The sequence below is a fragment of the Vogesella margarita genome (assembly GCF_028548475.1).
Lineage (GTDB): Bacteria > Pseudomonadota > Gammaproteobacteria > Burkholderiales > Chromobacteriaceae > Vogesella > Vogesella margarita.
The window spans coordinates 233,268-253,361 of the sequence record NZ_JAQQLE010000003.1; the positions used below are offsets into that span (position 1 = coordinate 233,268).

At 61.6% G+C, this 20,094-nt stretch carries 19 protein-coding genes; 10 read left to right on the forward strand and 9 right to left on the reverse strand.

Going from position 1 to position 20,094, the window contains the following annotated elements:
• Nucleotides 1–5: 5 nt before the first annotated feature.
• Both PQU96_RS05875 and PQU96_RS05880 read right to left on the reverse strand, forming a co-directional pair.
• Nucleotides 6–854, reverse strand: a complete 849-nt coding sequence (locus tag PQU96_RS05875) for an alpha/beta fold hydrolase (RefSeq protein WP_272771311.1) — start codon at nucleotides 852–854, stop codon at nucleotides 6–8.
• Nucleotides 844–1,431 carry an amino acid synthesis family protein gene (locus PQU96_RS05880; RefSeq protein ID WP_272771312.1) on the reverse strand — a complete coding sequence of 196 codons (588 nt, stop codon included), beginning with the start codon at nucleotides 1,429–1,431 and terminating at the stop codon, nucleotides 844–846. The genes PQU96_RS05875 and PQU96_RS05880 overlap by 11 nt, the downstream gene beginning before the upstream one ends.
• Nucleotides 1,432–1,647: 216 nt before the next feature.
• Here PQU96_RS05880 and PQU96_RS05885 point away from each other — a divergent pair, with 216 nt between their 5' ends.
• The 8 genes from PQU96_RS05885 to PQU96_RS05920 all read left to right on the forward strand — a co-directional run bounded on the left by PQU96_RS05885 (nucleotide 1,648) and on the right by PQU96_RS05920 (nucleotide 10,474).
• Nucleotides 1,648–2,028 (forward strand): carboxymuconolactone decarboxylase family protein, encoded by a 381-nt coding sequence (locus PQU96_RS05885; protein WP_272771313.1) that lies wholly within the window; start codon nucleotides 1,648–1,650, stop codon nucleotides 2,026–2,028.
• 191 nt (nucleotides 2,029–2,219) lie between these two features.
• Nucleotides 2,220–2,690 carry a formate dehydrogenase subunit gamma gene (locus PQU96_RS05890; protein WP_272771314.1) on the forward strand — a complete coding sequence of 157 codons (471 nt, stop codon included), beginning with the start codon at nucleotides 2,220–2,222 and terminating at the stop codon, nucleotides 2,688–2,690.
• Nucleotides 2,690–4,237 carry a formate dehydrogenase beta subunit gene (locus PQU96_RS05895; RefSeq protein ID WP_272771315.1) on the forward strand — a complete coding sequence of 516 codons (1,548 nt, stop codon included), beginning with the start codon at nucleotides 2,690–2,692 and terminating at the stop codon, nucleotides 4,235–4,237. The genes PQU96_RS05890 and PQU96_RS05895 overlap by 1 nt, the downstream gene beginning before the upstream one ends.
• Before the next feature lie 10 nt (nucleotides 4,238–4,247).
• A complete protein-coding gene (fdhF, locus tag PQU96_RS05900) occupies nucleotides 4,248–7,106 on the forward strand; it encodes a formate dehydrogenase subunit alpha (RefSeq protein ID WP_272771316.1) in 2,859 nt (952 codons plus the stop codon).
• Complete coding sequence (fdhD, locus tag PQU96_RS05905; RefSeq protein WP_272771317.1) at nucleotides 7,103–7,948, forward strand: formate dehydrogenase accessory sulfurtransferase FdhD; 846 nt, start codon at nucleotides 7,103–7,105, stop codon at nucleotides 7,946–7,948. Before fdhF ends, fdhD begins: the two co-directional genes overlap by 4 nt.
• A gap of 14 nt (nucleotides 7,949–7,962) precedes the next feature.
• A complete protein-coding gene (locus tag PQU96_RS05910; RefSeq protein ID WP_272771318.1) occupies nucleotides 7,963–8,184 on the forward strand; it encodes a formate dehydrogenase subunit delta in 222 nt (73 codons plus the stop codon).
• Between the two features lie 699 nt (nucleotides 8,185–8,883).
• Nucleotides 8,884–9,135: a helix-turn-helix domain-containing protein gene (locus tag PQU96_RS05915; RefSeq protein WP_272771319.1), complete on the forward strand. Its 252-nt coding sequence runs from the start codon at nucleotides 8,884–8,886 to the stop codon at nucleotides 9,133–9,135.
• A 1-nt stretch (nucleotide 9,136) separates the two neighbouring features.
• The gene (locus tag PQU96_RS05920; RefSeq protein WP_272771320.1) at nucleotides 9,137–10,474 is read left to right on the forward strand and encodes a type II toxin-antitoxin system HipA family toxin; all 1,338 of its coding nucleotides are present in this window, start codon (nucleotides 9,137–9,139) and stop codon (nucleotides 10,472–10,474) included.
• Nucleotides 10,475–10,657: 183 nt separating this feature from the next.
• On the opposite strand, the gene betA is transcribed toward PQU96_RS05920, so the two are convergent.
• The 5 genes from betA to speB form a co-directional block, all read right to left on the reverse strand.
• A complete protein-coding gene (betA, locus tag PQU96_RS05925; RefSeq protein ID WP_272771321.1) occupies nucleotides 10,658–12,343 on the reverse strand; it encodes a choline dehydrogenase in 1,686 nt (561 codons plus the stop codon).
• Between the two features lie 15 nt (nucleotides 12,344–12,358).
• Complete coding sequence (locus PQU96_RS05930) at nucleotides 12,359–13,831, reverse strand: cytosine permease (protein ID WP_272771322.1); 1,473 nt, start codon at nucleotides 13,829–13,831, stop codon at nucleotides 12,359–12,361.
• Between the two features lie 3 nt (nucleotides 13,832–13,834).
• Entirely contained in the window at nucleotides 13,835–14,008 is a 174-nt protein-coding gene (locus PQU96_RS05935; protein WP_272771323.1) for a hypothetical protein, read from the reverse strand.
• Nucleotides 14,009–14,113: 105 nt separating this feature from the next.
• Nucleotides 14,114–15,625 (reverse strand): aldehyde dehydrogenase family protein, encoded by a 1,512-nt coding sequence (locus tag PQU96_RS05940; protein ID WP_272771324.1) that lies wholly within the window; start codon nucleotides 15,623–15,625, stop codon nucleotides 14,114–14,116.
• A 66-nt stretch (nucleotides 15,626–15,691) separates the two neighbouring features.
• The gene (gene speB / locus PQU96_RS05945; protein WP_272771325.1) at nucleotides 15,692–16,669 is read right to left on the reverse strand and encodes an agmatinase; all 978 of its coding nucleotides are present in this window, start codon (nucleotides 16,667–16,669) and stop codon (nucleotides 15,692–15,694) included.
• 243 nt (nucleotides 16,670–16,912) lie between these two features.
• Between speB and PQU96_RS05950 the strand changes: the two genes are divergently transcribed.
• Nucleotides 16,913–17,827 (forward strand): LysR family transcriptional regulator, encoded by a 915-nt coding sequence (locus tag PQU96_RS05950; RefSeq protein ID WP_272771326.1) that lies wholly within the window; start codon nucleotides 16,913–16,915, stop codon nucleotides 17,825–17,827.
• Here the strand turns inward: PQU96_RS05950 and PQU96_RS05955 are convergent.
• Nucleotides 17,824–18,974 (reverse strand): IS3 family transposase gene (locus PQU96_RS05955; RefSeq protein ID WP_272771327.1). Its coding sequence is split into 2 segments (ribosomal slippage): nucleotides 17,824–18,728 and nucleotides 18,728–18,974, totalling 1,152 coding nucleotides; the frame shifts between segments, so codons are not numbered across the junction. The genes PQU96_RS05950 and PQU96_RS05955 overlap by 4 nt on opposite strands.
• 60 nt (nucleotides 18,975–19,034) lie before the next feature.
• On the reverse strand, nucleotides 19,035–19,211 hold the full coding sequence (locus tag PQU96_RS05960) for an HIT domain-containing protein (protein ID WP_272771328.1): 177 nt from the start codon (nucleotides 19,209–19,211) through the stop codon (nucleotides 19,035–19,037).
• A 356-nt stretch (nucleotides 19,212–19,567) separates the two neighbouring features.
• On the opposite strand from PQU96_RS05960, the gene PQU96_RS05965 reads away from it, so the two are divergent.
• Nucleotides 19,568–19,963 (forward strand): hypothetical protein, encoded by a 396-nt coding sequence (locus PQU96_RS05965; protein WP_272771329.1) that lies wholly within the window; start codon nucleotides 19,568–19,570, stop codon nucleotides 19,961–19,963.
• Nucleotides 19,964–20,094: the final 131 nt, after the last annotated feature.

Here is a 20,094-nt window from a genome sequence, read left to right on the forward strand (position 1 = left end):
GCAGTTCACTCCTGATGCTGTTCTTGGGGGGCGGATGCTTGCGTGGCAGCGAGGAAAGCTCGCAAGCGCCGGTTGATCTCCGCCGGAGCGGTCACGCTCATCATGTGCCGCTCCCCTTCCACGATCTCCAGCCGGCCCTGTGGCGCCAGCTCGGCCATGGCCCGCGACATGTCGGGGCTGGAGTTGGGGTCAAATTCGCCGGTCATGAACAATGCCGGCAGTGCCAACCCCGGCAGACCTGCCGCATGGATCGCATCCGAATTGGCAAACAGGCGATAGGTACGGGCATAGCCCTGCGGGTGCACGCTGGTCAGAAAATGTTTTACCAACGCGGCAGACTCGGTCAGCGCCGCCGGTATCGGTTCACCGAACCAGCGCAGCAGCGTGGAATCGACGGTCGCGGCCACGCCTGTGTGATCCAGTGTGACGGCACGCTCCTGTACCGCCGCCCGCTGCGCCGGGGTGCGCATGAACACGGCATTCAGCGCCACCAGCCGCCGGGTGCGCTGCGGGTAGTGCAACGCAAACTCCAGCGCCACCAGCGCGCCCATCGAATGTCCAACCACGTTGGCCGCATCGACCTTCAGGTGATCGAGCAAATCGACCAGTTGTGCCGCGTAGTCCTTCAGCGTGACATCTGCGGCCGGCAGCGCACTGCCGCCATGCCCCAGCATGTCGTAGACGATTACTTTGTAGTCGCGGGAGAACTCGGCAATTTGTGGCGCCCAGATCTCCTTGCCCATCCCGACACCGTGAATCAGCACCAGCGGCTCACCCCCGCCATACACGCTGAAAGCGGTGCCGTTTGCAGTGCCGGAAACCAGTGGCAGTGGACTTGCTTGCTCAGGCTTCATTGCTGCCAAGCTCCTTGAGGTCTTCATAGCGGTTGCCGATGCGATGATGCGGCCGCCCCCCGATAGACGCCCCCAGGGCGACGACAATCTCGTCCGGGGCTGGCGCGTCGTTAATTGCAAACTGGATGGTGAGGTAGTGGGAACGCATACCCTCGTCGTCCTTGTGCATCATCGGGATCGAGATTGAGCAATTGGGACCGCCGCGCACATTGGTAAAGCTCAGGTAACTCTTGGCGCCGACCGCCTTGCGATAGAAGTTGCCAAAACGCAGGGTATGAATCAGGGCCGAGGCGTGTTCAACCTCACCGCCGGTACCCACTACTGCTGCCTTGCCATAGCCTTCGATCACCTCACCCGAACCGGTCATGCGCAGGATCTCGGCCGTCAGCAACTCACCCAGCACGGGGGCAACCTTGTGGATTTCCGGCTTCAGGTCTTCAACAAAGCCACGGCCATACCACGGGTTCTTCAGCACCACCGCCGCCGCAAACATCTTCAACGGTACCGGGGCAGCCTTGCCGCCCTCGATCAGCGTCTCTTCTACATAAGTCACCACTTTGCGAATACCGACATCCATGTCACTGCTCCTTCTGCCTGGCGCCCGGCGCCGTTAATCTTCGTCTGTTGGTATTACGGTATACCAAGAAAAATGAGATCGCAAGGAAATTGTCTTCTGGTATACCATAAGACAATCAAAAAGGAGACAGCAGCTCAACCTGACTGCAAACAACCCACTAAAGTGAAATATCAGCCCTTTCCGACATATAGGGCTCAACTAACAATGGAGCACACCATGAGCAAGGAAACCTTTGATCGCGGCCTGACTATCCGCAAGGCTGTATTGGGTGAAGACTATGTAAACCAGGCACTGGCAAATGCGGATGAACTGTCGATGCCGCTACAACAACTGGTTACCGAGTACTGCTGGGGAACGGTCTGGGCGCGGGAAGGCTTGGAACGGAAGACACGCAGCCTGATCAATCTGGGCATGATTGCCGCCCTGAACCGACCTCACGAACTCAAGCTTCATGTGCGTGGGGCGCTCAATAATGGCTGCAGCAAAGAGGAGATCGTCGAAGTGATCCTGCAGATCGCCATCTATTGCGGTGTACCGGCGGCAATAGATGCCATGAGAATAGTCAGGGACGTGCTGAGTACTGATCAACAACAGTAGCAGGCCAAGACCGGTGCAGGCATCCATCACAAAGGACATCCGACCTGCATGGATAGCAGTACATATGGCTGTCGCGTGTTCTCGACCATTTGGCGTCGGATAAAGACACATCGCCCTGTGACTTCGGCGCGACAATCATGTCAATCCACAATGACATGCCCGCACGGCAGACGCTCAACAGAGGAGCCACCATGACCACGCAACAAGACCTGGCGCGCACGCAAGTCCAGGCCATCCTCCAGGCACACCAGCAGCAAGCCGGCGCCTTGTTGCCGATCCTGCACGCGGTGCAGGACACACTGGGCTACATCCCGGACTGGGCGGTGGCCGACATCGCCCGGGCGCAGAACCAGAGCCGTGCCGAAGTGCATGGCGTCATCACCTTCTACCACCACTTTCGCACCAGCCCGCCGGCGGCGCATACGCTGCAGATCTGCCAGGCCGAGGCCTGTCAGGCGCGCGGCAGCCGCGAGCTGACCGCGCACGCCGAACAGGCGCTGGGCTGTAGCCTGCATGGCCGCAGCGGCGACATCGGCCTGGAGCCGGTGTATTGCCTGGGGCTGTGCGCCACCGGTCCCAACATCCAGCTCGATGACAAGATGATTTCCCGCGTCGACGCCGGCAAGCTGGATCGTGTACTGGCCGGTCTGAAGGAGGCGTGATGAGCGCAATCAAACTGTACGTGCCGCGTGACTCCGCGGCGCTGGCGCTGGGCGCCGACGACACCGCCGCAACGTTGGCCGCAGAAGCGGCACGACGCGGCATCAATATCGAGCTGGTACGCAACGGCTCGCGCGGGCTGTTCTGGCTGGAACCGCTGGTGGAAGTGCAGACCGCGCAAGGACGCGTCGCCTACGGCCCGGTAGAAGCCGATGACGTGCCGGCACTGTTCGACACGCTGCTGGCCGGCGGCGAGCACCCGCTGTGCCACGGTCTGACCGACGACATCCCGTATCTGAAAAACCAGGAGCGCCTGACCTTTGCCCGTGTCGGCATTACCGACCCGCTGTCGCTGGCCGACTACCAGGCGCACGAAGGCTTTGCCGGGCTGCGCAAGGCGCTGGCGCTGAGCAGCAGCGACATCGTGCAGACAGTGCTGGATTCCGGCCTGCGCGGCCGTGGCGGCGCCGCCTTCCCCGCCGGCATCAAGTGGCGCACCGTGGCGCAGGCGCAGGCGGCGCAGAAATACGTGGTGTGCAATGCCGACGAGGGCGACTCCGGCACCTTCTCCGACCGCATGGTGCTGGAAGACGACCCGTACATGCTGATCGAGGGCATGACCATTGCCGGCCTGGCGGTGGGTGCCAGCGAGGGCTACATCTACATTCGCTCCGAATACCCGCATGCCGTGGCGGTGATGAACGAGGCGATTGCCCGCGCCACTGCCGCCGGCTTCCTCGGCGACGACATCCTCGGCTCCGGCCGCGCCTTCCGCCTGCAAGTGCGCAAGGCCGCCGGCGCCTATGTCTGCGGCGAAGAAACCGCGATGCTGGAAAGCATCGAGGGCAAGCGCGGCGTGGTGCGCGCCAAGCCGCCGCTGCCGGCGCTGGCCGGCCTGTTCGGCCAACCTACCGTGATCAACAACGTCATCACCCTGGCCACGGTGCCGGTAATCCTGGCGCGCGGCGCGGCTTTCTACGCCGGCTACGGCATGGGCCGTTCGCGCGGCACGCTGCCGTTCCAGCTGGCGGGCAACCTGCAGCACGGCGGGTTGGTGGAAAAAGCCTTCGGCCTGACGCTGCGCGAATTGCTGCACGACTTTGGCGGCGGCAGCGCCAGCGGCCGGCCGATCCGCGCGGTACAGGTGGGCGGCCCGCTAGGCGCCTACCTGCCGCCGGCACAGTTCGACACCCCGCTGGATTACGAAGCCTATGCCGCGCTGGGCGCGGTGGTGGGCCACGGCGGCGTGGTGGCCTTTGACGACAGCGTGGATATGGCCGAGCAGGCACGCTACGCGATGGAATTCTGTGCCATCGAATCCTGCGGCAAGTGCACGCCGTGCCGCATCGGCTCCACCCGCGGGGTGGAAGTGATCCAGCGCATCCAGCGGCACGAAAACCGTCCGCAGCAGATCGAACTACTGCGCGACCTGTGCGACACCATGCTGCACGGCTCGCTGTGCGCGATGGGTGGCATGACGCCGTACCCGGTGCTGTCGGCGCTGAACCACTTCCCCGAAGACTTCGGCGCCCATGACGCGGCAGAGTAAGGAACAGACAATGAATACCCAGATTCACGACACCGACTTCGGCACCCCGGCCCGCGTTTCCGAGCGCATGGTCACGCTGGAAATCGACGGCCAGCAAGTCACCGTGCCGGAAGGCACCTCGCTGATGCGCGCCGCCGCCGAAGCCGGCACCATGGTGCCCAAGCTGTGTGCCACCGACAGCCTGGAGCCGTTCGGCTCCTGCCGCCTGTGCCTGGTAGAGATCGACGGCCGCCGCGGCTTTCCCGCCTCCTGTACCACCCCGGCCGAAGCCGGCATGGTGGTGCGCACCCAGAGCGACAAGCTGCAAAGCCTGCGCAAGGGGGTGATGGAGCTGTACATCTCCGACCACCCGCTGGACTGCCTGACCTGTGCGGCCAACGGTGACTGCGAACTGCAGGATATGGCCGGCGTCACCGGCCTGCGCGAGGTGCGCTACGGCTTGGCCGGTGAAAACCACCTGGACAGCAAGAAGGACGAATCCAACCCGTACTTCAGCTACGACCCGGCCAAGTGCATCGTCTGCAACCGCTGCGTGCGTGCCTGCGAGGAAACCCAGGGCACCTTCGCGCTGACCATCTCCGGCCGCGGGTTCGAATCGCGCGTGTCGCCGGGCCAGGATCAGCCGTTCATGGAATCCGAGTGCGTATCCTGCGGCGCCTGCGTCGATGCCTGCCCCACCGCCACGCTGCAGGAAAAATCGGTGATCCAGTTCGGCCAGCCGGAACACAGCAAGATCACCACCTGCGCCTACTGCGGCGTCGGCTGCGGCTTCAAGGCCGAGATGAAGGGCAACCAGGTAGTACGCATGACGCCGTGGAAAGACGGCAAGGCCAATGAAGGCCACGCCTGCGTCAAGGGCCGCTTCGCCTGGGGCTATGCCACCCACCCGGACCGCATCACCAAGCCGATGATCCGCAGCAAGATCACCGACCCGTGGCGCGAAGTGAGCTGGGACGAGGCGATCAACTACGCCGCCAGCGAGTTCAAACGCCTGCAGGCCAAGTACGGCAAGGATTCCATCGGCGGCATCACCTCCAGCCGCTGCACCAACGAAGAAACCTATCTGGTGCAGAAGCTGATCCGTGCCGGCTTCGGCAACAACAACGTCGACACCTGCGCCCGCGTCTGCCACTCGCCCACCGGTTACGGCCTGGGCCAGACGCTGGGCACCTCGGCCGGCACCCAGACCTTCAAGTCGGTGGAACAGTCGGACGTGATCCTGGTGATCGGCGCCAACCCCACCGATGCGCACCCGGTGTTCGGCTCGCGCATGAAGAAACGCCTGCGCGAAGGCGCCAAGCTGATCGTGATCGACCCGCGCAAGATCGACCTGATCAACAGCCCGCATATCCAGGCCGACTTCCACCTGCCGCTGAAACCGGGTACCAACGTGGCGATGATCACCGCGCTGGCGCACGTGATCGTGACCGAAGGCCTACTGGCCGATGAATTCATCGCCGAGCGCTGCGAGGAAAAATCGTTCCACGACTGGAAAGACTTCGTCAGCAAGCCGGAAAACTCGCCGGAAGCCACCGCCGACATCACCGGCGTACCGGCCGAGCTGGTGCGCGGCGCCGCCCGCCTGTACGCCACCGGTGGCAACGCGGCCATCTACTACGGCCTGGGCGTTACCGAGCACAGCCAGGGCTCCACCATGGTGATCGGCATCGCCAACCTGGCGATGGCCACCGGCAACGTTGGCCGCGAAGGTGTCGGCGTCAACCCGCTGCGCGGGCAGAACAACGTGCAGGGCAGCTGCGACATGGGCTCGTTCCCGCACGAGCTGCCGGGCTACCGCCATATTTCCGACACCACCACCCGCCAGCTGTTCGAACAGGCGTGGGGTGTGACGCTGGACCCGGAACCGGGCCTGCGCATCCCGAACATGTTTGACGCCGCGTTATCCGGCAGCTTCATGGGCCTGTACTGCGAAGGCGAGGACATCGTGCAGTCCGACCCCAACACCCAGCACGTCACTGCTGCGCTGTCGGCAATGGAATGTATCGTGGTGCAGGACATCTTCCTCAACGAAACCGCCAAGTACGCGCACGTGTTCCTGCCGGGCTCGTCGTTCCTGGAAAAGGACGGCACCTTCACCAACGCCGAGCGCCGCATCTCGCGCGTGCGCCAGGTGATGAAACCGCTGGCCAAGTACGCCGACTGGGAAGTCACCCAGCTGCTGGCCAACGCGCTGGGGCTGAAGATGGACTACAGCCACCCGTCGCAGATCATGGCCGAGATTGCCAGCCTGACGCCCAGCTTTGCCGGCGTCAGCTACGAGAAGATCGACAAGCTCGGCAGCGTGCAGTGGCCGTGCAACGACGACGCGCCGGATGGCACGCCGACCATGCACATCGACGGCTTCGTGCGCGGCAAGGGCAAGTTCTTCGTCACCCAGTACGTGGCCACCGACGAAAAGATCACCCGCCGCTTCCCGCTGATCCTCACCACCGGCCGCATCCTGTCGCAGTACAACGTCGGCGCGCAGACGCGTCGTACCGACAACGTGGCTTGGCATGCGGAAGACGTGCTGGAAATCCACCCGCACGACGCCGAGGAACGCGGCATCAAGGATGGCGACTGGGTCGGGGTCAGCAGCCGTGCCGGCGACACGGTACTGCATGCCAAGATCAGCGAGCGCATGCAGCCGGGCGTGGTGTACACCACCTTCCACTTCCCGGAATCCGGCGCCAACGTGATCACCACCGACAACTCGGACTGGGCCACCAACTGCCCGGAATACAAGGTGACTGCGGTGCAGGTGCTGCCGGTGACGCAGCCGTCGGAATGGCAGCAGGACTACCAGCGCTTCAACCGCACCCAGCTTGAGCTGCTGGATCAGGCCGGCAGCACAGAAGGCACGACATGATGGCACCGGAACAAGCACCCGCCCCCGCCGGCGCCAGTCACTGCCGGGTACAAACCTGGCAGGCTGGCGCGGTGAGCACACAGCAGGACACGCTGGCAGAAGAACTGCCGGTGGCGCTGGAGTTCAACGGCATCTCGCACGCAGTGATGCTGGCGACGCCGCTGGACCTGGAAGACTTCGCGCTCGGCTTTGCGCTGAGCGAAGGCATCGTCGACAGCGTGCACGAGGTGTTCGACATCCAGCAGGAAAGCGGCTGCGACGGCATCACCGTCAAGCTGGAGATCGCCAGCGCCCGCTTTGCCCGCCTGAAGGAAATGCGCCGCAACCTGACCGGCCGCACCGGCTGCGGCCTGTGCGGCACCGAAAGCCTGGCGCACGCCGTGCGGCCGCTGACGCCGCTACCCCACCCCGGCGTGGTGCACGAGGCAGCCATCCGCCGCGCGCTGACCGAGCTGCGCCAGCACCAGACGCTGCAACAGCTGACCGGTGCCACCCACGCCGCCGCCTGGTGCGGCGACGATGGCAGCATCCGCGTAGTGCGCGAAGACGTTGGCCGCCACAATGCGCTGGACAAGCTGATCGGCGCGGTGCTGAAATCGCGCCCCGCTGCGCTGGACGGCTTTGTGGTGGTGACCAGCCGCGCCAGCATGGAAATGGTGCAGAAAACCGTCACCGCCGGCTTTGGCTGTCTGGTGGCGATCTCCGCCCCCACCCGGCTGGCCACCGAGCTGGCACAGGCGGCCGGGCTGTGCCTGATCGGCTTTGCCCGCCCCGAACGCTGGGTGGCCTATAGCCACGCCGAGCGCATCCGCGCCGCCGCCCCCGATTCCTCTTGCGATTGACCCCGAGAACGCTCATGGACAACCAACACCTGACCCACATGGCCAACCAGATCGGCAGCTTCTTCGAAGCGATGCCGGATCACCAGGAAGCGCTGACCGGCATTACACTGCACATCAAGCGTTTCTGGGAGCCACGCATGCGCCGCGCGCTACAGCAGATCCTGCAGCAGGATGCGGCCAACCTCAGCCCCATCGTGCGCGAGGCATTGCTGGCCGACGACAGCTGGCAAGTATAGCCTTACAGGCTAGCAATAACGGGGGGACAGACCATGACGCCATTGGCAAACCAGGTGCGATTCACTGTGACAGTAAGCACTGTCACAGACGCAAAAACGGCATGGAAACAAACGGATTTATCGGCCTATAACGGCATCTGACAGACGGCGGTCCAGTTGGCCATTGGCAAAGCAGCCCCCTGTACACGACCATCTGCCCAAAGGGCAAAATCTCATCGTTTCTGTCACAAGTACCGGGGGAAATTTGGCACAGAAGTGTCACAAAGCCGATTTGTGACACATCGAAGCACCTGAAAAGCACAAAACCCCTGACTCAATTTTTCAATTGAATCAGGGGCTTATATATGGTTGCGGGAGCAGGATTTGAACCTACGACCTTCGGGTTATGAGCCCAAATAATCTGCTGTACGTTACATGCCACCAAATTCAACTATAGCAGACATCCTTTTAAATACAGTAACTTAGATGACAATTGATCGTAGACGCCGGTGACGGCATCGAGGAAGCCCCCGCCCAAAACTGTCACAAGATTTTTTGTGTTTTTGCAGGTACTCCCAAGGGGATTTGACCTTAACCCGTCCCAAGCCACCCACAATCGCCACACCTTATGTGTTGTAAACAACAAATACAACTTATGTGTTGTATTTGTTGTTTACAACTCTTAGCATGTAAGACGAGTCGAATGCGGAGCCTGGTACCATGCACTACCCCATCATCACACCGGAACAATTACCAGCCATGTTGCGCAGCTTGCGCCAGCGTGCCGGGCTGACTCAGACACAGCTGGCCGAGCGGCTTGGCATCAGTCAGCAGAGTTATGCACGTCTGGAAGCAAAACCCGGCGCTGTCAGCGTAGAGCGGCTAAGCAAGCTGCTACGGGCACTGGATGCCGAACTGGTGATCCACACCCGCGATGACAAACCGCCGGCAGTCAGCGGCGAGGCTTGGTGAGATGGGCCGCAAAAGTCACCGGCAACAGCTGAATGTGTGGATGAACGGCCTGTTTGTCGGCGAGTGGGCACTCACCCGCAGCGGCGAAACCTTCAGCTACCACGACAGCTGGCCCAGTCACCCGCAGGCGCGGCCACTGTCGCTGTCGCTGCCATTTTTGCCCGGCAATGCCGCGTACCGTGGCGCGGTGGTCAGTGCCTACTTCGACAACCTGCTACCCGATAGCGAAGCCATCCGTCGTCGTCTGGCACAGCACCACCGACTGAGTGACAGCGCGCCGTTCACCCTCCTGGCGGCACTGGGGCGTGACTGTGTGGGCGCGCTGCAACTGCTGCCAGAGGGCGAAACACCGCAACACCTGCAGAGCATCACCGGCGAGACACTGGACGAAACCGCCATCGCCAAGCTACTGCGCCAAACCGTACGCCCTGGCTTGCCCGGCCAGATGGACCCCGACACCGACTTGCGCCTGTCCATCGCCGGGGCGCAAGAAAAAACCGCCCTGCTCTACCATGATGGTCGCTGGCAACGCCCACTGGGCAGCACGCCCACCACTCATATTTTCAAACTGCCATTGGGGCTGGTAGGGGGTATGCAGGCAGACATGCGCAGCTCGGTCGAGAACGAATGGCTATGCGCGCGACTGGTAGCCGCGTTCGGCCTGCCGGTGGCCCGCTGCGACATCGCCCGCTTTGAAGAACAGAAAGTACTGATCGTCGAACGCTTTGACCGCCGCCTGTCCGCCGACGGCAGCTGGTGGATACGCCTGCCGCAAGAAGACCTGTGCCAAGCCACCGCCACGCCGCCCCATCTCAAATACCAGAGCGATGGCGGCCCCGGCATCGCACGCATCCTCGACATCCTGGCTGGGTCAGAGAACAGCGAGGCCGACCGCCGCCAGTTTTTCAAGACGCAAGTGGTATTCTGGTTGTTGGCCGCCACCGACGGCCACGCCAAGAACTTCAGCCTGTTCCATCTGCCAGGTGGCCGCTACCGTGCCACCCCGCTGTACGACATCCTGTCTGCCCATCCCGTCATCGGCCACGGTGCCGGCAAGGTAGCGCCGCAAAAAGCCAAGCTCGCAATGGCTGTGCGCGGGCAAAACAATCACTACCTGATCGATCGCATCCAGCCGCGCCACTGGCTGGCGCAAGCGCGCAGTAGCGGCCTCACCGAAGCCTGGGCTCGTGACCTGCTGGATGAATTGGCCGACACCACGGACAAGATCCTGCAGGAGGCACAGACGGGCCTACCGACAGATTTCCCGACCGATGTGGCCGATGCCATCTTTCACGGCATACGACGCCAGCGCGACAAGCTGGCGGCAAGACATGACTGATCAGGGCAAGATCAAGCGGTACGCCCTCAAAATGTATACGCGAAACTGGTTTGCTATGGCTGAAATACGGCGCCGTTAAAACCAACCCGAGACCATCGCTATTGCCATAACAAAAAAAGCAGCCAACCTAGCGACCGGTGCGCACACCGTGCTAAGGCTGGCCAGTCACGGGGGAAAACAATTTCAGACGATGTACTGGCGCTTGGGCTTGCCGCTACGTTGCTTATCTTCCCAATCCGACACCATGCCCACCGGCACATCGGCAACCTCCAGCGGAGCCAGGCCGCGCACCAGGTCGGCCGCACGTTCCGCCAGCATGATGGTGGGCGCGTTCAAGTTGCCGTTCGGCTCGGTGGGAAACACCGAGGAATCGATCACCCGCAGGCCGGCAATGCCGCGCACACGCAGCTCGGAATCCACCACCGCCATGTTGTCCTCGCCCATGCGGCAGGAGCCGCACGGATGCATGGTGCTTTCCATGCTGGCACGCACGAACGCATCGATTTCGGCGTCGGTCTGCACCTGCGGCCCCGGTGCCAGCTCCTCGCCGCGGTAGCGATCCATGGCCGGCTGCGCCAGGATCTCGCGGGTGAGGCGCACGCAGCGGCGGAAGCCTTCGCGGTCCTCCTCGCTTTCCAGATAGTTGAAGCGGATCTCCGGGTGCTGGTACGGGTCGGCACTGCGGGCGCGCACATAGCCACGGCTCTTGGGCTTGTTGGGGCCGGTCAGCACCATGAAGCCATGCCCCTTGAACGGCTTGTCGCCGTCGTAGCGCATCGCTGCGGGCAGGAAGTGGAACTGGATGTCCGGCCAGCGCAGGCCCTTGTCGGAGCGGATGAAACCACCAGCCTCGAAGTGGTTGCTGGCCCCCAGGCCATCCTTGAACAGCAGCCAGCGCAAGCCGATCAGCGCCTTGCCCCACAGGCTCATCTTGCCGTTGAGGGTAATCGGCTCCTTGCAGGCGTACTGGATGTAGATCTCGCTGTGATCCTGCAGGTTTTCGCCCACCCCCGGCAGATCGTGCTTCACCTCGATACCGGCCTTGCGCAACACCGCCGCCGGGCCGATGCCGGAGCGCTGCAGCAAATGCGGCGAGCCGATCGGGCCGGACGACACCAGCACTTCGCGCCGGCAGCGCACGCTGAGCACCTTGCCGCCCTGTTCGTACTCGACCCCCACTGCGCGCTGGCCCTCCAGCAGGATGCGGCGCGTCATGGCATGCGTCACCACGGTCAGGTTCCGGCGCTGCATGGCCGGGCGCAGGTAGGCATTGGCGGTAGACCAGCGCACACCGTTCTTCACCGTCATGTGCATGGCGCCAAAACCTTCCTGCATGTAGCCGTTACAGTCGTCGGTCTTGATGTAGCCCGCTTCGGCACCTGCCTCCACCCAAGCGCCATACAGCGGGTTGGCCATGTTGTTGCCGTTGTTGGTGGCCAGCGGGCCATCGCCTCCACGGTAATCGTCGCCGCCGAACTTGTAGCTCTCGGCACGCTTGAAATACGGCAGGCAGTGGCGGTAGCCCCAGTTTTTCGCCCCCAGCGATTCCCACTCGTCAAAATCCAGCGCGTTGCCGCGGATGTACACCAGGCCATTGATCGACGACGAGCCCCCCAGCACCTTGCCGCGCGGGCAGTGCAGGCGTCGACCGTCCAGATGCGGCTCCGGCTCGGTTTCGAAATGCCAGTTGTAGCGCTTGGTGTTCATCGGAATCGAGAACGCGCTGGGCATCTGGATGATCACGCTCTTGTCGCTGCCGCCGTACTCCAGCACCAGCACGCTAACGTTCGGGTCTTCGCTCAGGCGGTTGGCCAGCACACAGCCGGCGGAGCCGGCCCCCACGATGATGTAGTCGAAAATTTGTTCCATGATGTGTTTTCCTGACTAGCGGTTAGCGGTACTGCTGCGGCCAACCTTGAGACTGGCGGGAACCGCCGGCTGGTAATCGCCATACCCTTGCGGCATGACCAGCAGATGGGTCAGTAGATAGTGCACCACCCCGGCCAGCACACAGGAGGGCAGCGAGGCGGACAGCACGGCAAACAGCGGCGAGCTGGCCAGCGTCTGCGGATTGAAGATGACAACGTAGACCAGGAAGCCCGCCAGCAGCGCCAGCAGCGCCACCGGGTTGAAACCATGCCAGAAGCGGAACGGCGAGCTGTCTTCAACAGCGAACACGCTGCGCAGGCTTACCCGCTGACGCCGCAGCAGGAAGTAGTCGGCAATACCGATGCCGGACAGCGCGCTGTTCAGTGCCGAGGTCCACACCAGGAAGATGAAGAAACCGTCGTAGATACCCGGTGCAAACATCACAATTGCCGCCGGTATCACGCAGAACAGCACCACCAGCAGCTCCCACTTCATGGCCCGCAGGCTGTCCCAGGCAATCTGGCGCAGACCAACAATGGAGGTGTACAGAATGTTGATCATGCTGGTGACGTTGGCAAAGGCAATGAAGCCCAGGGCAATCACGCCAACCACCACCCCGCCAACAGTCGTCATCCAGATGGTGGGGTCGCTGTTACCCATCGAGGCGGCCCCCAGCAGGCCGACGATCTCGCCCAGCGAGGCCGCCCCGAAGATGCCCACCACATTTGGCCAGAAGGAAGTGCGCTCGTTCTTGCTCAGGCGCGCCAGGTTGCCCAAGTACGGCCACCAGGAAAAACCGGCTGCCATGTTCACTTCCACGGCAATCATGAAATTCAGATGCCGGTTTTCGGTGGGCGGCTCCAGCGCCGGCATTGCCATCAGCTCGGCAAAGCCATGCTTACTGAAGATCATCCACAGCATGCCCAGCATCAGGGCCACCAGCGCCGGTGCCACGATCATGTTGAAGAACTTGATCGAGGTCGGCCCCTTGGCCACCACCCAGCCGGTCAGCGCAATCGACAAAAACGCCAATACCAGCGCCAGCGGGCCGGTTGGCGCCGCCTGGTGGGAATCCACCAGTGCGATCAGCCCATCCACCGAGCGCCCGAACATCATGCCCAGCACTGCCAGCCAGCCCATGGTAAGAAATACCACTGCCAGCACGTACACCAGCCGGCTGCCATTGGCACCGAATACGCTGCGCAGGAAAGTGAACTGCTCCAGACCATAGCGCCCGCTTGGCAGACAGGTCGGCAGCGCCACCAGCATCACGCCGAGGATATTGCCGATGATGATGGCGGCAATGCCCTCCTTCGGCCCGACGAACAGCGCGGTGGCGCCGCCGATCAGGAATGCCCAGGTGGCAATTGCCAGCGCCGAGTTGGCGTAGGTGAATTCCCAGAAGCCCCAGATACGCTCGCTGGGCAGCAGCGGCGTATCGCCACGTTCCGCCGCCAGGCGGAATTCCACTTCACGTTGATTGCGCATGGCTCACACTCCCCACACATAACAGGCGACAACCAGCCCTACCGTCAGCAGCAGCGCTGCCAGGTAGTCCGCCATGCCCATGGCACCGGGCCACTGCGCCCGGCTCTCCAGTTCCTCGTAGCAGCGGATGCGCTGCTCCAGATCCGCTTCGCGTTCCTTGTCTTGCATGGTGTTCATCAGTGTCTCCTCTGTATTTTTCTGGCGCATGCCAGTCACACTGAAAACCGGGTAACGGGTGGCCAGGCAGCCTGCTCGGCGGGCTGCCTGGCGAATAGTTCTGGTTCAGGGCAGCGTGATCCACACCGCCTTGGTGGCCATCAGATGCTCCAGCTGCTCGGCGCCAAGATCCTTGCCGAAGCCGGAACCCTTGAAACCGCCAAACGGTAGCGCCGGGTCGATGGTGCCGTGCGCGTTGACATACACCATGCCGGCCTCGATACGCGGAATCAGGCTGTGCACCAGGCTCAGGTCATTGGAGTAGATGGCGGCTGCGAGCCCGTATTCAGTATCGTTCGCCATTGCCACCGCTTCATCCACGTCGTCGAACGGCAGGGTGACCAGCACCGGGCCGAAGATCTCCTCGCGTACGATGCGCATCTCCTGGCGGCAGTGGGCAAAGATGGTCGGCTGCACAAAGAAGCCGGGGCCGGGCAGCGCCTGGCCACCACATACCAGCTCGGCGCCCTCTTCGATGCCGCTGGCAATGTAGGACAGCACGTTGTCCTTCTGCTGCGCGGACACCAGCGGGCCGATGTAGCAATCCGGGTCCAGACCGGGGGCAATCTTCAGTGCGCGAGTCAGCGCCACCAGCTCATCCAGAAACGGCTGGTACACGCTACGTGCCACATAGACACGGGTGCCTGCATCGCACACCTGCCCGGAATTGAAGAACACGCCATTCACCACCGCGTTGGCCGCAGCCTTCAGGTCGGCATCGGCCAGCACGATCACCGGCGACTTGCCGCCCAGCTCCAGCGTGACATGCTTGAGCTGCTCCACCGCGACAGCACCCACCTTGCGGCCAACCGGAGTGGAGCCGGTGAAGGTGAGCTTGTCGATGCCCGGGTGGCTGGCCATGGCCGCGCCAATCACGCTGCCGCGACCGGTAACGATGTTCACCACGCCATCCGGAATGCCGGCCTCTTGCACCAGCTCGGCAAAGCGCAGCGTGGACAGCGAGGTAAGCTCTGCCGGCTTGATCACCATGGTGCAGCCCACCGCCAGCGCGGCCGCCAGTTTCCACACCATGGTCTGCAGCGGGAAGTTCCACGGCACGATGGCGGCCACCACGCCCAGCGGCTCCTTGCGGGTGTAGGCCAGATAGTTGCCGGGCAGCGACGACGGCTCCACGGTGCGGCCATGCAGCTTGCTGGCCCAGCCGGCAAAGTAGCGGATGGTGTCCACCGAGCCCTGCACATCGATATCACGGGCAAAGGCAACCGACTTGCCCATGTCGATGGCTTCCAGCTCGGCCAGCTCGGTAGCGTGCTCTTCCATCAGGTCGGCCAGCCGCTGCAGCTGGCGCTCGCGTGCCAGCGGCTTGAGCTGGCGCCACTCGCCACCATCGAACTGCGCGCGGGCGGCGGCCACGGCGCGGTCGAGGTCGGCCACGGTGGCGGCCGGCACGGTGGTAATCTGGCCCTCGGTGGAAGGTTCGGTCACCTTGAAACTGGCGCCATCGCTGGCATCCAGCCACTGCCCGCCAATGAACATCTTCTGCGGCCTGGCCAGAAATGCCCGCGTGGCGGCGGACACACCGTATTGGTCCAGATACTGCTGTACCACTTGATCCATGTTGTTCTCCTCTGTTTCCGCTGCCGCGTCACCCCGTCTCTGCGGAGCTGGTGCGACAGCTGCTGTTCAGCCGCGGCGTGCTTCGGCGCGGGCGTGGAAAATGAAGCCGATGCTGTTCATCAGCAGCTGGGCGGCCAGAATGGAGGTCACCCCGGTCGGGTCATAGGCCGGTGCCACTTCCACCAGGTCCATGCCGACGATGCGGCCCTGGCTGCGCTGGGCCAGGCCCTGGATGATTTCCAGCACTTCGTAGTACTGGAAGCCGCCATGGCTCGGGGTACCGGTGCCCGGGGCAATGGACGGGTCGAAGCCATCGATGTCGATAGTGATGTAGTAGTTGGCCGCATCCGGAATCTGCGCCAGCACACCCTCGGCGCCCAGCGCACGCACCTGGCGCACCGACAGCACGGTGGAGCCGGCAGCACGGGCGGCCGCGTAGTCGTCGCGGTTGGAGGACGACACGTTGCGTATGCCCAGCTGGGTCATGCCGACGATGTGGTCCATTTCCGATGCGCGGCGCAGCGGGTTGCCGTGGCCGTAGCGCACGCCGTGACGTTCGTCGACAAAATCGAGATGGGCATCGATGTGCAGGATGTGGATCGGGCCTTTGCCTTCAAATGCCTTGATCACCGGCGCATGGATGGAATGGTCGCCGCCCAGCACCACCGGCATGGCGCCGGCCGCCAGGATCTTGCGCACCGCCAGCTCGATGTTGGCATTGCTGCTGGCCATGTCGGTATGCACGATATCGGCATCGCCCACATCCACCATGCGCACGTCCTCGCGGGTGAGGTACATCACGTCATCTTCGTGGTCGTAGGCACCGGCATGACCGAAGGAGAACAGCGTGGACGCCTCGCGGATGCCGCGCGGGCCGAAGCGGGCGCCGGCGCGCCATTGGGTACCCATATCATTGGGTGCGCCCAGCACTGCCACATCAGCGTCGATCTTTTCCCAGTCCAGGCACACCGGCGACTTGGCAAAGGTGCAATGCCCGACAAATGGCAGGTCAAGACGACCGTTTTCGTATCCGTTGTTTTGCATGTCTCTCTCCACATAGTCTTGTTAGGGTCGCATCAGGGCTTGAAGCAGCCCCGTGTTTCCATGACTATGCGCAGAGTTTTGCGTCGAAAAAATAATAAAGATCAGATACTCACATCGACATTTCCGATGTAAAAACTATTGGTTTGACTCATGGCTGCCGCAGCTTGACAGTACGGCACTTGATGCCATCAGCGTTCTGCGGTGCAACACGAATAACAACCCATCGGCAAAGGAAAGAAACGGATGAAACAACTGCAAGACGTGGATCTGAAGCTGCTGAGAGTGTTCATGACCATCGTGAAATGTGGCGGTTTTTCTGCGGCACAGGCCGCGCTGAATCTCAGCCAGTCCAGTATCAGTGAACAGATGGCCAACCTGGAAACGCGACTGGGTGTCACCCTGTGCGAGCGCGGTCGTGGTGGTTTTCGCCTTACCGAACACGGCATGGCCACCTACGAAGCCACCCAGCGTCTGCTGATGGCGGTGGATACCTTCTGCATGGACACCAGCGCACTAAAACAGCACATCTCTGGCAAGCTGTACCTGGGTATCATCGACAACACCATCAGCGATGCCGATTCGCCGCTGGCTCGCGCGCTGCGCCAGTTCGTGGCTCGCGGCCACGACGTGCATCTGGACGTCTATATCGGGACCCCAGCCGAGCTGGAAGAACGGGTACTGGATGGCCGCCTGCATATCGCGGTTGGTCACTTTCCGTTGCGAGTCGCCGGGTTGTCCTACATCCAGCTGTACCAGGAGCAGGATGGCCTGTTCTGCAGCCGCTACAGCCCACTATTCAAGACAGCGGATACCGAGACGCAACTGTTCAACCATATTGCTACTAGCCACATCGTAGCCCGCGGCTACCTCCAGCAGCAGGACTTAAAGCAATTGCGCGTCAGCAAGGCTGCCGCCACCGTTGACAATATCGAGGCACAAGCAATGCTGATTCTCTCCGGGGCCTATATCGGGTTTTTACCAATCCACTACGCGACCCGTTGGGTGGAGGCCGGCGATATGCGTCAGATTGATCCTGCACGCTTTTGCTCTCACTGGCCATTTACAGCGATTACTCGACGGGGAATACCTCAACCTACCGTGTTACGCGCATTTATGGCCGACCTGTTACCGCGGGTTGAATCGCCCCGGCTTCTCTAGACACTCTTGAGCCGTTGGAAATATTGCTTCTCAAACTCTACCGGCGATAGCCCATTTGCGGAACCATGCCGGCGCTTTGGGTTGTAGAACATCTCGATGTAATCGAAGATGTCACGACGGGCCTCCTCCCGGTCGTGATAGGTTTTTCGCTTGATGCGCTCCCGCTTCAGCAACTGGAAGAAACTCTCCGCCACGGCATTGTCGTGGCAGTTCCCACGCCGACTCATGCTGGGCACCAAGCGATGGGCCTTCAAGAAGTCCTGCCAGTCGTAACTACTGAACTGACTCCCCTGGTCGGAATGCACCAGCACCTCCTGCTTGGGCTGACGTCGCCATACCGCCATCAATAAGGCATTCAGCACCAGCTCTTTATCGATACGTGACTGCATCGACCAGCCAATGACCTGTCGCGAGAACAGGTCGAGCACCACCGCCAAGTACAGCCACCCCTCATGCGTGCGGATATATGTGATGTCGGTCACCCAAGCTTTATTCGGTGCCTCTACGGTGAACTGGCGCTGCAGGTGGTTCGGCGCCACCACCGCCGGGCGGCCACTGTAATGTCCAGGGCGCCGGTGGTAGCCCGTCTGCGAACGCAGCCCCTCCTGCTTCATCAGCCGCGCCACACGGTGTTTGCCGCAGCGCTCTCCCTGTGCCTGCAGGTCGTCATACACCTTGCGGTAACCATAGACACCACCACTCTCTAGCCAAGCCTGTTTGATTTGCCCAAGCAAGCGTTGGTCCTCGCGAGTGCGGCGTGAATACGGGGACGATTTCCAGGTGTAGTAGCCACTGGGGTGCACAGCCATGACACGACACAGTCGTCGGACTGGAAACTGCTGCTCGTGGGCCCGGATGAAGGCATACCTTACCCGGACTCCTTGGCAAAGTATGCGGCGGCCTTTTTTAGGATGTCGCGTTCCTCGGTGACCCGTTTCAGCTCTGCCTTGAGACGGCGGATTTCAGCTTGCTGGTCCGCTGATTCGGCCGGCTTGGCACGCTTGGGGTCGTAGCGTTTCAGCCATTGATACAGGCTGTGGGCAGATACGCCGAGACGGCTGGCTACTTCGGCGACGGGATAGCCGCGTTCAGTAATCTGTTTGACGGCTTCAATCTTGAACTCTTCGGGGAAACGCTGCCTGCTCATGACACCTCCTTGCTGGGCCTAGTGTGAGGCTCTTGAGGTGTCTAGGAAAGGAGGGGCGATTCATTCTGATAGCTCGAAAATCTGCGAAGCGGACTCTTTGGGAATAACGAGGAGATGGCCATCTGCTTGGGGCATGATATCCATGAACACCAGTGTCATCTGGTCTTCGAAAACCTTGATGCACGGGGCTGTGCCACGCAAAATTTTGGCAAATACATTGTTGGCATCGTAAGACATCACCTTCTCCACTCCATGACCAGAATAGCGGGACAACAGCCAAGAGGAACGCTCCTACTCACACTGGCACCACCACACCATGAGCCCGCTCTAGCACAAGAGCGTTAAAATCATTACAACTTCATTTATGATCTGGTCATTATTATCTATGGCAAGTGATCTCAGCAACTGGACGAGGTATCGTATCAATTTAAGGAGGCGTAGCGTCAATGTCATTTGCGCAAAGAAGCCTTCACTTCTCACCGCCCGAACCCGGCACTTATGCCCGTATAGGTTCATCGTCAGTCGATGTACTAATCAGGCACTCTGGTACCATATCATCCCACCCACCTCTCTGCTTTATAAAGACAATCTGCATGGCCTTCCACTCCCCAAATATCTGTCAGCGTATCGCTCATAAAATTGTTCAGCCGGCGATCGAAGCCATTGTTCAAATCAAGCGTGGGGAAATCAATAGCAAGGCGATTGGGGTGTTGAGTACTCAGACTGCAATTGCTGAACTGGCGAGGATGATGGGGCTGAAGGTGCCTACGGAGTGCGAACAGCTGAACAGAATTTGCAGGGATTTAAACCGAGCACTGCGGGAGCAACTTAACATCGAAGTAGAGCATGATGATGTACTGATTGCTGAACGATGGTTGATCTTGCTGCGCGAGCAACTTGGCCGAGCTAAAAAGCAGGAGCTGTCAGAACTGGTGGATCGCCTTGTGCTGGCCGTAGGGGTCAGTAAAGAAAACACAGTTGGTGAGTGACAGAAGCCCCCAAGAGTGATCTATGACGATACCCTTAATCGTTTTGCCATTTATGCTTGCCTGCTCTCTGTGAGCGACAGGACAGACCAGGCCACGTAGCCCAAGGCTAAAACGGCTGCCCTAAATTCAAA

Excerpts from the sequence above, each read along its gene's own strand:
- PQU96_RS05875 (WP_272771311.1), bottom strand. The coding sequence starts at position 854 with ATGAAGCCTGAGCAAGCAAGTCCACTGCCACTGGTTTCCGGCACTGCA.
- PQU96_RS05880 (WP_272771312.1), bottom strand. The coding sequence starts at position 1,431 with ATGGATGTCGGTATTCGCAAAGTGGTGACTTATGTAGAAGAGACGCTG.
- PQU96_RS05885 (WP_272771313.1), top strand. The coding sequence starts at position 1,648 with ATGAGCAAGGAAACCTTTGATCGCGGCCTGACTATCCGCAAGGCTGTA.
- PQU96_RS05890 (WP_272771314.1), top strand. The coding sequence starts at position 2,220 with ATGACCACGCAACAAGACCTGGCGCGCACGCAAGTCCAGGCCATCCTC.
- PQU96_RS05895 (WP_272771315.1), top strand. The coding sequence starts at position 2,690 with ATGAGCGCAATCAAACTGTACGTGCCGCGTGACTCCGCGGCGCTGGCG.
- fdhF (WP_272771316.1), top strand. The coding sequence starts at position 4,248 with ATGAATACCCAGATTCACGACACCGACTTCGGCACCCCGGCCCGCGTT.
- fdhD (WP_272771317.1), top strand. The coding sequence starts at position 7,103 with ATGATGGCACCGGAACAAGCACCCGCCCCCGCCGGCGCCAGTCACTGC.
- PQU96_RS05910 (WP_272771318.1), top strand. The coding sequence starts at position 7,963 with ATGGACAACCAACACCTGACCCACATGGCCAACCAGATCGGCAGCTTC.
- PQU96_RS05915 (WP_272771319.1), top strand. The coding sequence starts at position 8,884 with ATGCACTACCCCATCATCACACCGGAACAATTACCAGCCATGTTGCGC.
- PQU96_RS05920 (WP_272771320.1), top strand. The coding sequence starts at position 9,137 with ATGGGCCGCAAAAGTCACCGGCAACAGCTGAATGTGTGGATGAACGGC.
- betA (WP_272771321.1), bottom strand. The coding sequence starts at position 12,343 with ATGGAACAAATTTTCGACTACATCATCGTGGGGGCCGGCTCCGCCGGC.
- PQU96_RS05930 (WP_272771322.1), bottom strand. The coding sequence starts at position 13,831 with ATGCGCAATCAACGTGAAGTGGAATTCCGCCTGGCGGCGGAACGTGGC.
- PQU96_RS05935 (WP_272771323.1), bottom strand. The coding sequence starts at position 14,008 with ATGAACACCATGCAAGACAAGGAACGCGAAGCGGATCTGGAGCAGCGC.
- PQU96_RS05940 (WP_272771324.1), bottom strand. The coding sequence starts at position 15,625 with ATGGATCAAGTGGTACAGCAGTATCTGGACCAATACGGTGTGTCCGCC.
- speB (WP_272771325.1), bottom strand. The coding sequence starts at position 16,669 with ATGCAAAACAACGGATACGAAAACGGTCGTCTTGACCTGCCATTTGTC.
- PQU96_RS05950 (WP_272771326.1), top strand. The coding sequence starts at position 16,913 with ATGAAACAACTGCAAGACGTGGATCTGAAGCTGCTGAGAGTGTTCATG.
- PQU96_RS05960 (WP_272771328.1), bottom strand. The coding sequence starts at position 19,211 with ATGTCTTACGATGCCAACAATGTATTTGCCAAAATTTTGCGTGGCACA.
- PQU96_RS05965 (WP_272771329.1), top strand. The coding sequence starts at position 19,568 with ATGGCCTTCCACTCCCCAAATATCTGTCAGCGTATCGCTCATAAAATT.